Here is a 14916-nt window from a genome sequence, read left to right on the forward strand (position 1 = left end):
ATTACTATTTCTTTTTATGGGCAACCGTAAACGTTACAAACTCTCCACTAAAAAGGTCTCCCCTCGGTAAAACATCTTCGTAAAATTCAATGTCTTCCCATTCATTTTCAGCCAGCAGTTTTTTCAAATCTGTGTGCCCAAAAAAGTGCGTCCAGAAACGATAAACTTCCACTTTTTTGTCCTCAGTTACGACCTGATGCTGATATAGAATTACTTTCTCCTTTTCATATAAAAAAGATTCAGAAAGCGCGAGGTAAGGTTCCGGTCTCCAAAAACCTGATTCCGCTACTTCCCAATTTTTAGGTGCTACTTTTTTAGGCAGTTCCTTGTCGTTTAAAATATCGAAAATAAAAGTGCCTCCTGGTTTTAGAACGCCATGAATAAAACCAAGTAACTTCGTTCTGTCCTCGGGCAGTAAAACGCCCAGGTCAGTATAAATCAATAGAACCAGATCAAAACTTTGCACTGGTAGTTCCAGTTCCAGGTAATTTGCTTGAATATAGTTTATCTCTAAACCATCTTCTTTCGCCTTCTTTTTCGCGTAATCAATTGAGTTTTTAGAGAAATCAACACCGGTTACCTTATGGCCCTTTTCTGCCAGCATTGTTGAATATAAACCAGGGCCACAACCTAAGTCAAGGATATTTAGTTTTTTACCGCCTGACTTTTCCAAAATCCAGTCCACCGTTTTTTTTATGGTTTCCGGCTTACGACTTGCCAAATCAACATTTTCATTCAGATGTACTTGTAAAAGTTGTTTCGAGATGTGTTCATCGGTCCACATAACTGCGGTTCCCGGTTCGTAGAGGTTTGGTTTTTGGGTATTAGCTAATAATTTATTGAGTTTCATTTTCTTACAATTTAAAATGATTGAATGATTTGAATAATAAAAAATGCCACAAGCAGAAGTTTTGCCTGTGCACTAATTAGCTCCGAACGGAGCGCTTTCGATATGTAATCTCAATAAATGAAGTGATGCAAAGTTAAAAAACTAATTTCAAACTAAGTGCAGATTCGTAGAACTTTAGCAGCTTATATCATTTCGCAACGCTTTTCTGGAAGCCCTGTCAACAACTGTAAAGATGCGCTCAATTTCATTTTTTAAACGCGTTGGCTGGTGTCCCTGAACTTTAACAATCTCGCAGATTAAAGAGTCAAACACTTTGTAAAACTGTTTATACAAGTCGGCATTTTTCAGCGGTTTCCCGCTTTTTGAACAAAAATTTTTATCCTCCAATCGGCGGCGGCGCTCCAGAAGCTGCATAATATTCTGCGAATCGGTATAAATAACTATTTGTTGACCGTCGGGCTGCAATCCAGCCAAGGCCCAAAGTAAGGTTTGCAGCTCGAGCCGGGTTGATGAAGTATTCTCAAAACGTTTCGACTGAACACGCTGCTTTAAATTATCCGCATCTAATTCGTTCTCATTGAGAACAAGGCAGGAACCAAAACCAATTTTTGATTGCATATTTACACTTCCGTCGGTAAATAAATACAGCTTTTCCATTTTTCAATACTACTAAAAATAGTTAAAGCCTGGCATTGAACCAGGCTTTAACTATTTTCAAAAAAACAATAACCTAAAATATCGTTCAAGTAAACTATAAAATCACACCCAGTTCAGCAATCGAGCTATAAAAATTACGACCGACTTCGCGCAAAGTTGTAATTCGGATATAGCGCACTTTATATGTTTTGTCAAACAATTTCTCCTGACTTTCGTCGGAAAAACCAAAACGACCATTTTCAACTGCTGCTTCCCAGGTTTTACCATCCACGCTTACCTCAAAATTATACGAAGCAATGCGGCCATTCCATGAATCCTGGCGCGGCAAATAGCTAAAACCTTTCAACTCCAGTGTCTCTCCCAAATCTACCTGTAAAAAGTGTGGTTGAACCAGTTTTTCATCGCTCCAATCGGAGTGCCAAATCGTTTCAGGATTATTATCAATAGCCATTTCGGGTCCGTTTCCTGCGTAACTGCAATCGGCTGTTGCAGTCCACTTTTCTTTACTCATTTCAAAATTCCGGATCACGAGGTTACTTTTCATTTTCCCTTTTGATTCTGCATAAACAGCAACTTTTCCTCCCTTTTTTAGTTCGAATGGTTTTTTATAAGCTTTAAATCCCCCATCTTTTACCGAATAAAAAAGATCAGCATTTTCAGCACTGCTAATTGAAATTTCGCCGTTTTCATTTTGTTCCAAAACCGGAGCCTGAGCCAATAAAAGTTCTGCCACAGGATATTTTTCGCCGGCATATTCAAATATGCTTTTTTGCTGAAATTGCACAGGAGAATAAGTAACATCGAAACGATAAATGCCGCTTGTTGCAACATACTGAGGTAAAATTCCGGGGCCGCAAGTGGCCGTTCCCAAACCGGTAACCAAAGCATCGTAATTTATGGTCACAAAATCGGCCTCATCCAACTCATTCAGGTGACGTGCCTTTGTTATTTCAGCATCGTCATACGGATAAGCACTAAAATTCATCTCAGTTGTACCGCTCATCAAAAATCCAACTCCTTCCATGTTCGAAACCGAAGCCCAACGTACTCCCGATTGATTGCAATTTTCTTGCGGAATAACAATGTTATGGTCGTACAACTTTTCAGCAGTAGTTGAATAAAAATCGAATTTACCACCACTTTTACGGTCGGGATATGTTGAAACACTACCCAAACCATACCAACTCACTTCGTTATACGAACGTTTCATTTTCATCTGCAAACCAACTTTTGCAACTGCAGCGATAGACGTTGGCAAATTAACTTCGCTGGAAATATTAAATGTTCCGTCGCCAAAAATATGGTACTGCATAACGGCTGTGAATTCAGATGAGGTACTTTTTAAAGTAACAGGGAATATCAGCAAAATACTTCCGTCGGGCTGATTTTTAACTGTTGCCTTTTGTGCCAGTTGTTCCAACTCTGCTAAACCGGCCTTATTCCAAACCCGGAATCCGTTTCTATCGCGAATATCATTTTCTGTCGGCGGGCGGAAAAAGTTTAATCGTGGCCCCTGTTTCATCATTTCTTTCCCGTTGAAAATGTACGATGAAATGATACCTGATTCAGCATCTATTTTTAACTGGTAATTTTCACCCACAACAACATATTCAGAGTCGTTTTGCTGATCTGTGATTTCACCTTTGTTCTCAACCGTTGCATAAGCAGCCGATTGGGTTGGCAGTACAAATTCTTCCCATGCCTGTTCGTGCCCCGCTTTTACCAATCCTTTTTGATTTTTGGTTACCAACGAAAATTTCAGCACGTAACTTTGTCCGGCTTTGGTTTGAACTAATTCGGATAACGAAATGCTAAAAGCTTTTTCAGCCAGTGGCTCAACATTTAAATCAGCAACCGCTCCGTGAGCAACAATTCCCTCTGCATTTTTAACCGTCCAGAACAAGCTAAATTCGCTCAGGTTAGTAAAAAAATACTTGTTTCGGATGATAAATTTTCCTGCAGCTAAGTCATCTGCCGTTATCGAAATATTCTGGTACACTTTTTTAGTTTCCCACAATTGCGGATTTGGCAAACGATCAGGATTTACCAAGCCATTCATACAAAAACTATTGTCGCTGGGCTTGTTAGTTCCGTAATCACCTCCATACGTGTAATACATTCTTCCTTTCTCATCCACTTCGCGTAATCCCTGGTCAACCCAATCCCAGATACAACCACCCTGCAAAGCCGGGTACATTTCAATAGCATCCCAGTAATCCTGCAAACCGCCACAACTATTTCCCATAGCATGCGCATATTCACACTCAATTAACGGACGATCAGGATTTCCTTTTGCATATTCGATGATTCCCTGAATACTCATGTACATCGGGCAAAATATATCGGTATGATCTTCCAATCCTGCACGTTCGTACTGTACAGGTCGACTTTTATCGCGTTCCTTAATCCACTTGTAATCGGCAACAAAGTTAATACCGTCGCCGGCTTCGTTACCTAACGACCAGGTAACAATACATGCATGGTTTTTATCGCGTTCCACCATTCGGATTGTACGGTCCAGGTGCATTGGTCCCCACTCTGTGTGTTTGGCCAAACTTTCTTCACCATAGCCCATTCCGTGCGATTCGATATTGGCTTCGTCGATTACATATAATCCATAGATATCACAAAGTTCATAAAACAACGGATCATTCGGGTAATGGCATGTACGAACCGTGTTGATATTAAACTCCTTCATGAGTTGAATATCTTTCAACATCATTTCCCGGCTAACCACATGCCCTTCGTCCGGGTCATGTTCATGGCGGTTTACACCTTTTACGTATACTGCTTTTCCATTCACCATAAACTGGCCGTTTTTGATTTCAGCTGTTCGGAAACCAATGTTGTGCGAAAGTGCTTCAACAATATTCCCTTCCGCGTTTTTCAAAACAACCAGCAGTTTGTACAAATTAGGTTGTTCTGCCGACCATTTTTTAGGATCATCAAGAGTCGTTGAAAATTCAAACATTGTAGCTTTTTCAGTAACAGTTGAAGTTTTGGATAAATCAATAACTTTTTGATTTTGATCAAAGGTTAAAACACTCGCTTCAACAGTGAAATCTCCGGCATTTGCTTCGGTGTGGTTTTCCACTTCTACCTCCAGCGAAAATGTTCCGTTTTTATAATTCTCATCTAAGCCGGCATGCACAAAAAAGTCGCGTACATGAACTTTTGGAGTAGCCTGCAAATATACGTCGCGCTCAATTCCACTTATTCTCCAGAAATCCTGGCATTCAAGATAACTTCCGGTGCTCCAGCGATATACTTCCAATGCCAGCGTATTTTCTCCGGTAGTTACAAATTCAGTCAAATCGAATTCGGCCGGAGTTTTTGATCCCTCGCTGTATCCCACCTTTTTGCCATTTACCCAAATGTAAAAAGCCGATTTTACAGCTCCAAAGTGGATCGATATTTGGCGGCCATCCCAGTTTTCGGGAATGGTAAAATTACGTCGGTAACTACCAACCGGATTGTAACCCGATGGAATATGAGGTGGATTTGGACGCTCGTTTGCAATCATCCAAAACGGATACCTTGTATTTACATAAATAGCCGTATCAAAGCCCTGGCGTTCCCAGTTGGCGGGCACTTTTATATCGGCCCAGTTGCTTACGTCATAATCTGTTTTGTAAAAATTAAGCGGTCGGCCAGCCGGATTTGTGGCTATATTAAATTTCCAAATACCATTTAACGACTGGAAATAAGCCGACTCATCTTTGTTATTATCCAGCGCCATTCGTTCACTTTCAAAAGGGAAAAAACTGGCGTGCGGATCGGTTCGGTTAATATTAAAAACTGCGGGATCTTCCCATTCTTTTACGTCCTGAGAAAACACGGACGAATACACTAATACGAATAATACTAGTAAACTGAAATTTTTTAACATGATAGTTGGTTTAATTGATTTCTCTAACTATTAAGACACCACAATTACTGATATAACCTAAGTCAATCCAAGGTTTTTTGTATTATTTTCAAAAAATGAAATAAAACTTACCAACTTTTTCCGTCGCAAAAAAAACAGAAGCCCAAAAAGCGAGAATAATTTGCGACAATACGAGAATAACGACCAGTGTCTGTAATAAACACCTAAGGGAATTTTTCAATTTGTTTTGTTAAGCACTGAACAACAATAAAATAAATTTCGAATTCCGATTCATAAGTCTTTTCATAAAAAAACACATAAAAAACAACTTACGCCTTTATTTCATTTTCAATTAGGTAGTTCCCACCACTGTTTAAACAAAAATCCCAAATTTCATGCACCTTTTAGTGCATTCTAAATTAGCACCTTAGCTAAACATTTCTGACTTAGATTCGTTTTATTTGCGACTGATTAACAAAGATCGTTTATGTATTTACAAAAGGAAAAACCTGTTTCAAAAAGCCAAATTTCTGCAAAAGAAGCACTTCAAGATTACTACATTGCACGATTGAGCCGCGAGTTAAGTATGATGGGGCGCCGTGAGGTGCATAACGGCCGTGCGCACTTTGGTATTTTTGGCGACGGAAAAGAAGTGGCCCAGATTGCTTACGCCAAGAATTTCAAAAAAGGCGACTGGCGCTCGGGTTATTACCGCGATCAAACTTTTATGCTTGCATTGGGATTGCTGGAGCCTGAAGAGTTTTTCGCCATGATTTACGGCGATACCGACGACGAAATCAATCCATCAACCGGCGGACGTAATTTCAACAACCACTTTAGCACCCGCAACATCTCTGAAACGGGAGAAATAAAAGATCTTGCTGATCAGTACAATTCTGCTTCTGACATTTCATCAACGGCAGGACAAATGCCACGTTTGCTTGGATTGGCACAGGCCTCGAAAATGGTTCGGGAACAACCCGAATTAATAAAACAACTGAACAACAATGTTACGGGCAACGAAGTAGCATTTGGCAGTATTGGCGATGCCAGTACAAGCGAAGGTATTTTCTTTGAAACGATAAATGCAGCTGGAGTAATGCAGGTTCCGCTTGCCATTGCCGTTTACGATGATGGTTTTGGAATTAGTGTGCCCATTGAATTGCAGACGACAAAATCAAGTATTTCGGAAGCCCTCGAAGGATTTCAGAAAACTAAAGAAAGTAATGGTGTCAACATTTATAAATGTAAAGGCTGGAGTTATCCTGACTTGATTGAAACATTCAAAAAAGGAATTGACACTTGCCGGAAGACACACACTCCGGTTGTTTTCCACATTAACGAAGTAACACAACCACAGGGTCACTCTACTTCGGGATCGCACGAGCGTTACAAAACAAAAGAACGACTGGCCTGGGAAAAGGAATACGACGGCATTAACCAAATGCGTTTGTGGATGCTCGACTCAGGTATTGCCGACGAAGAGATGCTGATTGAAATCGAAAAATCGGCACAAAAACGTGCCAAGGAAGCACGGAAAGCTGCCTGGAAAAATTATACCGAAGGATACGGAAATGAGCGCGATGAGTTGATCAAAATTCTGAAAAGAATTGATAAACGCAGTGAACTGCAAAGTTTACGCCGCTTCGAAAAGGTTACAAATAAAATTTTCCCAACACGGCGGTCGCATGTTAGTTTTGCCAAAAGACTAAAACTTGAGCTCCACATTATGCCGGAGTTGGAAGACGAACGCGAAAACCTAAAGGACTGGATCAGTCGTTTTGAAGAACGTACTGCAGGTTTTTACAATGGAGAATTACACCGGACCGGTCCGGATGCTGCGCTGAATGTTAAAGAAGTTGCAGTAGAATACGATAATGGCTCTACCGATGTAAACGGATCGGTGGTAGTAAATAAAAACTTTGACGCCTTATTTCAGAAATATCCGAACCTGGTAACTTTTGGAGAAGATACTGGGAAACTGGGCGACGTAAACCAGGGAATGAAAGGCATGCAGGAGAAATACGGCAAAGTTCGTGTTGACGATGCAGGTATTCGTGAGGCAACAATAATTGGTCAGGGAATTGGTTTGGCGATGCGTGGTTTCCGCCCCATTGCCGAAATTCAGTACCTCGATTACCTCATTTATGCGCAGTCGCAATTAAGCGACGATTTAGCCACTTTGCAATACCGTACAAAAGGCCGACAGGCAGCACCGGTAATTGTGCGTACACGAGGTCACCAGTTGCAGGGAATCTGGCATGCCGGTTCGCCCATGCAAATGCTACTCGGCTCGTTGCGCGGAATGTACTTGTGTGTGCCCCGCAACCTGACTCAGGCAGCAGGTTTTTACAATACTTTGCTGGAAGGTAACGATCCGGCGTTGGTTATCGAGCCGTTAAAAGGTTATAACGTAAAAGAAAAATTACCGGCCAATCATGGCGAGTACAAAGTGCCGCTTGGCGTACCTGAAATTATGCAGGAAGGAACGGATGTAACTGTTGTTACTTACGCCTGGAACGTACATCATGCGCTTAAAGCCGCCAAACTTCTGAAAGACTTTAAAGGTATTTCCATCGAGGTAATCGACGTACAAACATTAATGCCTTTTGATGTAAATCACATCATTCTGGAATCCATCAAAAAAACGGGAAAAGTAATTTTTATGGACGAAGATGTGCCCGGTGGAGGAACTGCTTACATGATGCAAAAAGTAATTGAAGAACAAAAAGCATTTGATTATTTAGACACGGCACCACGAACGCTTTCGGCACAGGAACACCGCCCTGCCTATGGCATCGACGGCGAATATTTCTCGAAACCAAATGTGGAGTTGTTATTCAGAAATGTTTACGAAATGATGCGCGAAGTGGAACCGGATCGATTCCCTGAATTATAACTTTTTTAGGATAATTTTTTGGTTGTCGGCATCGTATATCTTTTTCATATACTCAACAAAATCGGCATATTTTTCAGGTTGATAAGTTCCGGCATTCACCGCATTTTTTCGCATGTAGGAAATTGTATTACCATCAGCTTTTAAAGCATACTGAAAGCTACCAAAGTCGGATGTAATAGTTGCGCCTTCCGGAAGATATTCTATTGTATATCCTTCGGGCAGCTGCATCTGAACATTATCCACATCACTGTACGATAGGTTCATCCGAAACGGATAAGTTCTGTTTTTCTCCCGCTTTGGCGTGGTTGATGACTGATTGATAATATTTACAGGCATGAAAAAACGATCGCCCATTTTGGCCGCATATCTGGCAACCTCAATTTCGCGGATTCGCGTGGCTGTTGGAAGTTGCGACTCCTCGGATGTATAAGATATATTTTTGTAGGTTGCCCCATTAATGCCTCCCTCTTTTAACTCGTCTTCAATCTGCTCCTCGGTCGTTTTTCTCAGCTCATCTTCAATAAATTCATACTGTAAACCGGTATATAAAACCGTATCATTTACAACAGCATTTCCCTGATTATCCACTACAACCGAGGCGGACGATTTCCAAAGGTTGTTATTTCCATTGTATTTTGGTGTTCGGATTAAATGACTCTTGTCTTTATTGATCAGAAGTGCCAAGCGGTCATCGGTAAAACTCCCTAAAAAGGCAAATGGAGAAAATTGGCTGGTACATTCCAGAAAAACAGTATCAGACTCAACAGGAACACACAATATTACGTGGTTAAAATCCTGTGACGGAAAGTCAGGGATAATTTTCTCCGCAGTCTTTCCTGCATTAATCAGGGTGTAATACGAATTAATTCCAACTGCATCGAGCATGGCACGCATATAGTTTACGAGCGCCTTACAATCGCCATACTTTACTTCATCAACCTTCTGCGCCGAAAGGGGTTCAAAACCACCAATTCCAAGCTGAACACTTACATAACGGGTTTCCTGCTGAAGGTAGTTATAAATAGCCTTCACTTTACCAAGATCGTCTTTCTGTCCTTGAGTCAGCTCTTTTAAAAACTGGATTCGTTCGTCAGGTAATGTAGTTTTGTCCTCAATTAATTGCCAAATCCACTGTCCATAACTTTGCCAGGTCGACAAATTACCATCAGTTCCAAAATAAGAGAACTCGGTTGGTGCAACCATAATAGTTGGAACATGCTCGTAGATCGGAATTGCATAAGGTTCTCTTTCAATAGCGAACTGATCCTTCAATTCCCACGAATGTTGAACGTCGTCATCTTCCGCATCCTTTTTCTCAACATCATCGATATTATTCTCCCTAATCCGAACCTTCATATCATTGTGCAAACGTATTGAATAGCTGGCTTGCTCAATTGATTTATAATAGCTATCAATAGGAGTCCAATCGTAATAATCTATAATCCCATTCAAATCAATGGTATATTCATACAATACCGTATATGGATAATTACTTACATTGGGAGTAATTCGTTTAAATCGCGCATCACTATACAACGAAAATCCATCGAAATAACGCTGGTCGTATATTTCGCTGTTTTTAAATTTCTTGATTTCCGATCCGTTTTTATCATAAACTACCGCCTCTTTTATGTCAATCGTTCTGTTCGAATCATATGGAATATAAAGAACCCCTTCACTTTCTCCGTTTTCGGTTAACACGGTTATTACCTCCCGAACCTTATAACTCACTTTTCGTTCAGAGTGTATTTCGAGTAAAATTTTGCTGTCGCGAACCACTGAGTTTGCATTCACCAACAGCAACGGATTTATTTCTGAAACAGGATAAAAAGCTTCCTTTGCATCAAGCACAAAACCGACGCAGACAAAAATCAGAATTAAAAAGTAGTGTTTTAAGATCATTCGTTTTCGGATTAAGTAACAAAACAATTTCCGTCCCAAACAAGTTGAAGATTCAACTCAGCCCTTAGCGTTAATTGCCCTAGTTATATCTTCTTCAAAATAATCTGTTGACTTTGTTTTTCGATAATATGATTAAACAATTCTTTCAGCGCTACATAATCCTCGGCCTGAAAAACCGGCTGATTTATAGCTAAATTGGAAACAACCTGTACCTGTTTATCGCCAATTTTCTGAACTGAAAACAGATATGTTGCTTTCGATTCGGGCAGTATTGCATTAAACGTTTCAGGAAGTTCTTCAACCGCGTATCCATCGGGCAAATTAAATATCACCATTTCGTTTTCTTTAAATTTAAATCCAAAATCAACCGGATATTTTCGCTCTTCCATTTTAAATGGATTCTCTTCTGTAGAATTAGCTATTAATGGAGTAATATAAATGAGGTCGCCTGCAAAAATACTCTTGTTATTAAGGCTAACTTCAAGTTTTTGGGTTATTCTATTATTCAGTTCGTTTATTCCTTTTAGCTCATGTTCTTCAATGTCCCAATCCAGATTCCTGTCGGCAAAATCTTCAACGTATTTGTCGGTATTTGCAAATTCTCCAACTTCGGTTCTGAATGCCTGGGCAGCATATCCCATTCTTGCTATCGAAACCGCCCCCGACATTTTGCCATCTTCCTGTATTTGAATGTTTGAAACAAATTGAGAATTTGCGTTACCCAGTCCATAGAGATTTACCCACTCCGGTTTTGTTCCTCCAACAATTAACCCGTTACCATTTAGGCATTCGTAAGGCAATTCGTTTATGGTACAATCTTTATCGGCTGCATCAAGCAATATCGACTTCCCATTTATTTCAGCAATCAGAACCACATAATTAAACGAGGTAACCGTTGGATATAAAAACATTCCGTTTGAACGGGTGCTGAGCACCATTGGTTTTACTGTAAATCCTGCATTTTTTAAATGGGCTGCCAAAAGAAAATTAATATCGGCAACGTTACCGTTTTTATCCGAAACAGTTTTACGAAGCCCTTTTGAATAAATCGTGTTTCGCCCGGTAAATTTATAATTCGCACGTACATGGCTGTACAAAATTGCCAGTTTCTCCGCATCATCAGTTACTCCCGCCAATAAGCTATTGGTTTCATCTTCCAAAAACCGGGCATTTCCAAAAGCAATTTTTCCAAAATCTTCATCTTCTATCAAGTTCTTATTAATCGACTCCCACGACTCGGAATAGTTATACGGCTGATCTCCCGGAAACTGAACAGACTGTAACTCAAACTGAACCTGTTGAATATAGTTGTCTTCCGTTGAAATATATGCTTCCTTTTTAAAAGCAGGCATATCTTTTGCCACCCAGTGATAGCTTTTACAGTTAAATGCAATTCTATTTTGGTCATATTGCGTATCTATTAAACCTCGCGTTTCTGTTCTACTTTTTGAAACAATTACTTTTGATACAGGAATATTACCTTCTTCATATGAAGCATATTTTTCGAAACCTAATGTGAACTTTCTGAACATAAAATACTCAGGAATTGTTACCAGGTACTCACTATAAACAGTTGGAATACTGTGTTGAAACATCCAGGGACGCATATTTCTGAAAAAGGCTTTACAATCGATAGAGTATTTGATGTCGAGCACCGAACCAACCTTTACATTTGGCATGGAGAAAGTTTCCTGTTGATAATATCTGTTTACATCATCCAGGTGCACATCTTTATTGCTTAACTCTGTTTTTTCAATTTTTCCGTTTTCCAGGTTAAAAGTAATGGCTTTTAATCCATTTACTTCTTCATCATACGATCCGTCCTTACTCAGGCCGATCTGGAAATCAGCATACTCAACACCCTCTTTTTTTAGGATCTTTATACGCCGGTGAACAGAGAAAGACAATCGCCATCCTGAGTTAGGAATGTACTCAATTTCACTGTCGCCATACTCATACAAGACCACTGCAACTGCAGTAGTATCTTTGTCGTAAACGGTCATTTCAAGATCCTCTTTGTCGACCTTTCCAAACTTGATATTTTTCTCGTTACAATATGCGAATGATACAATTAGAAGAAATAAGGGGAACAATAGTAAAGATTTCATAGGAAACAGTTTTGGTTTTTAAGATTAGTATAACGTCAAACAAAGTTTATCAAAAAAAAGAAAATTTCATAAAATCCACTGCCTTTTTACCTTTACTCATGGAGTGTTGTTAAACATAAATAAATAGAACAATCTAAACATTGTTGTTCAACCGTCTGCAATGTTTCTGTTCTGTAATAGTTATTGAATTCCGAACAGTGTTTTAGTTGATAGTAAATGCTAATCCGTATTTTCACAACTTGCGGCAACCACTAGTTTGAATGTTACACGCAAATCGTTTAAAATCCTCATCAGCTTTTGGTTTTTCAGGTTTGCTTTTCCCTCAATATTCATTATACTTGCAGACCTAAATTCAACGATATGAACCGTATTATTCTTGCAGTAAATGCATTTATTGCATTATTGTTATTCTCGTGCACTCAGGCACCAAAAACCGAAGATTTTTCAACTTATGTAGATCCGTATATCGGCAGCGATTATCACGGGCATGTTTTTGTTGGGGCGAATGTACCATTTGGTGCCGTTCAGCTCGGACCAAACAACGCCAAACAAGGCTGGGACTGGTGCTCGGGTTATCATTATTCCGACTCAGTACTGATCGGTTTCGCACACACACATTTAAGCGGAACAGGTATCGGCGATCTTGGCGATCTGCTTTTCATGCCCGTTTCCGACGAGTTTAACTATGATAAGGCATCAAAGGAAGCTTACCAATGGCATGCACTTTACACCCATAACGACGAACTGGTAAGTCCAGGCTATTACTCCATAAATATTAACAAATACAACATTAAAGCAGAACTTACCGCCACCGAGCGCGTAGGTTTTCAGAAATACAACTTTAGCGCTCAAGGCAATTCTAAACTGATTATTGACTTGGTTTATGGAACAGGCTGGGATCTGCTAACAAAAGGCGACCTGCAACAAGATGGCGACCACAGCATAAGTGGTTTTCGATACTCAAAAGGATGGGCAAAAGACCAAAAAGTTTATTTCCACACTCAATTCTCGAAAGCAATTAAGGCGATTAAGGTACTACGTGAAAACGAAAATGGAATCAACACCGTGCAAATTGAGTTTGAAGGCAACGGTGAATTATTGGTAAAAACGGCGATCTCACCTGTTAGTGCCGATGGTGCAAAAAACAACCTGAACACCGAATTGGCCAACTGGGACTTTGAAGCAACAAAACAGCAAGCCCGCGAAAAATGGAATACCGAACTGGGCAAAATTAAAATTGAAACTTCCAATCCATCGGATAAAACTACGTTTTACACCGCTTTGTACCACACCATGATCGCACCATCGTTGTTCAACGACGTTAATGGTGATTACCGCGGTTCAGATAGTAAAAATTATACCAACCCGGGTTACGATACCTACACCACTTTTTCGTTATGGGATACTTACCGGGCAGAACACCCGCTGTTTACCCTGGTTCAACCCGAACGTGTTGACGATATGGTTAATACCATGATTAGCATTTACGAGCAGCAGGGCAAACTTCCGGTGTGGCACTTACACGGCAACGAAACCAATACCATGGTGGGCAACCACGCCATTCCGGTAATTGTTGATGCATACCTGAAAGGTTTTACAGGTTTTGATGCCGATAAAGCTTTTGAAGCCATTAAATCGACCATGCTGATGGATGAGCGTGGCTTGAATTTCATAAAAGCAAATGGTTACATTCCTGCTGATTCAACTGTTGAATCGGTGGCGATGGCGCTTGAATATGCTATCGACGACTGGTGTGTGGCAGCTATGGCAAAGAAACTGGGGAAGACAGAAGACTTTGAACTGTTTGCAAAACGGGCGAAATATTACGAAAACTATTTCAATAAAGAAACCGGTTTTATGCGTGGACGAATGGCCGATGGCAGCTGGCGTACTCCTTTTAACCCGGTGCACTCAGAGCATCGTGCTGACGATTTTTGCGAAGGAAATGCCTGGCAATATACCTGGTTGGTTCCACACGATATTAATGGTTTGATCGGTCTGTTCGAAAGTGAAAAGGCTTTTTCAGAGAAATTGGACGAACTGTTTAACACCGAGGAAGAATTAAACGAAGGCGCATCAAATGATATTTCGGGTTTAATTGGAATGTACGCCCATGGTAACGAACCCGGGCACCACATTCCATACATGTTTGCATTTGCCGGTCAACAATGGAAAACTTCCGAACGGGTAAGTTTTATCTTGAATGAAATGTACACTGACCAACCCGACGGACTTTGTGGAAACGAAGACTGCGGCCAGATGTCGGCGTGGTATGTTTTCTCATCTTTGGGATTTTACCCGGTTAATCCGGCCAATGGCGTTTATGTTTTTGGGAGCCCGCTGTTTGAATCGGCTACCATTGCCTTACCGGAAGGAAAAAGCTTTCAGGTTAAAGCAACCAATCTGAGTAAGACAAATATTTACATCGACTCGGTAACACTAAACGGAGAACCATACAACAAAAGCTTCATCACCCATGCTGATCTGTTACAAGGAGGAGTATTGGAATTTACGATGGCAGCAGTACCAAATAAACAATTTGGGCAAGCGGCAGACAGTCGCCCGAAATCGGGCTACTAATAGCCGGATTGCCTAATTTTATTTTAATTTACACTTGATTTATACCTATACA

7 protein-coding genes are annotated in these 14916 nt (G+C 40.4%); 2 read left to right on the forward strand and 5 right to left on the reverse strand.

Annotated elements, in window-relative coordinates; all coding sequences use genetic code 11:
• Positions 1-4 precede the first annotated feature (4 nt).
• From SLH46_RS13755 to SLH46_RS13765, 3 genes are all read right to left on the reverse strand, one after another.
• On the reverse strand, positions 5-850 hold the full coding sequence (locus SLH46_RS13755; protein ID WP_320281779.1) for a class I SAM-dependent methyltransferase: 846 nt from the start codon (positions 848-850) through the stop codon (positions 5-7).
• 174 nt (positions 851-1024) lie between these two features.
• Entirely contained in the window at positions 1025-1507 is a 483-nt protein-coding gene (locus SLH46_RS13760) for a ribonuclease HI (RefSeq protein WP_320281780.1), read from the reverse strand.
• A 94-nt stretch (positions 1508-1601) separates the two neighbouring features.
• Positions 1602-5396 carry a glycoside hydrolase family 2 TIM barrel-domain containing protein gene (locus tag SLH46_RS13765; RefSeq protein WP_320281781.1) on the reverse strand — a complete coding sequence of 1265 codons (3795 nt, stop codon included), beginning with the start codon at positions 5394-5396 and terminating at the stop codon, positions 1602-1604.
• A 466-nt stretch (positions 5397-5862) separates the two neighbouring features.
• On the opposite strand from SLH46_RS13765, the gene SLH46_RS13770 reads away from it, so the two are divergent.
• Positions 5863-8274 (forward strand): alpha-ketoacid dehydrogenase subunit alpha/beta, encoded by a 2412-nt coding sequence (locus SLH46_RS13770; protein ID WP_320281782.1) that lies wholly within the window; start codon positions 5863-5865, stop codon positions 8272-8274.
• Here SLH46_RS13770 and SLH46_RS13775 read toward each other — a convergent pair.
• Both SLH46_RS13775 and SLH46_RS13780 read right to left on the reverse strand, forming a co-directional pair.
• Positions 8269-10176, reverse strand: coding sequence for a DUF3857 domain-containing protein (locus SLH46_RS13775; protein ID WP_320281783.1), 1908 nt, complete (start codon positions 10174-10176; stop codon positions 8269-8271). The two genes, SLH46_RS13770 and SLH46_RS13775, sit on opposite strands and share 6 nt — an antisense overlap.
• Before the next feature lie 83 nt (positions 10177-10259).
• Positions 10260-12284, reverse strand: a complete 2025-nt coding sequence (locus SLH46_RS13780) for a DUF3857 domain-containing protein (protein ID WP_320281784.1) — start codon at positions 12282-12284, stop codon at positions 10260-10262.
• Positions 12285-12644: 360 nt separating this feature from the next.
• Between SLH46_RS13780 and SLH46_RS13785 the strand changes: the two genes are divergently transcribed.
• The gene (locus SLH46_RS13785) at positions 12645-14864 is read left to right on the forward strand and encodes a GH92 family glycosyl hydrolase (RefSeq protein WP_320281785.1); all 2220 of its coding nucleotides are present in this window, start codon (positions 12645-12647) and stop codon (positions 14862-14864) included.
• Positions 14865-14916 lie beyond the last annotated feature (52 nt).

The sequence above is a fragment of the Draconibacterium sp. IB214405 genome (assembly GCF_033963885.1).
Taxonomy (GTDB): Bacteria; Bacteroidota; Bacteroidia; order Bacteroidales; family Prolixibacteraceae; genus Draconibacterium.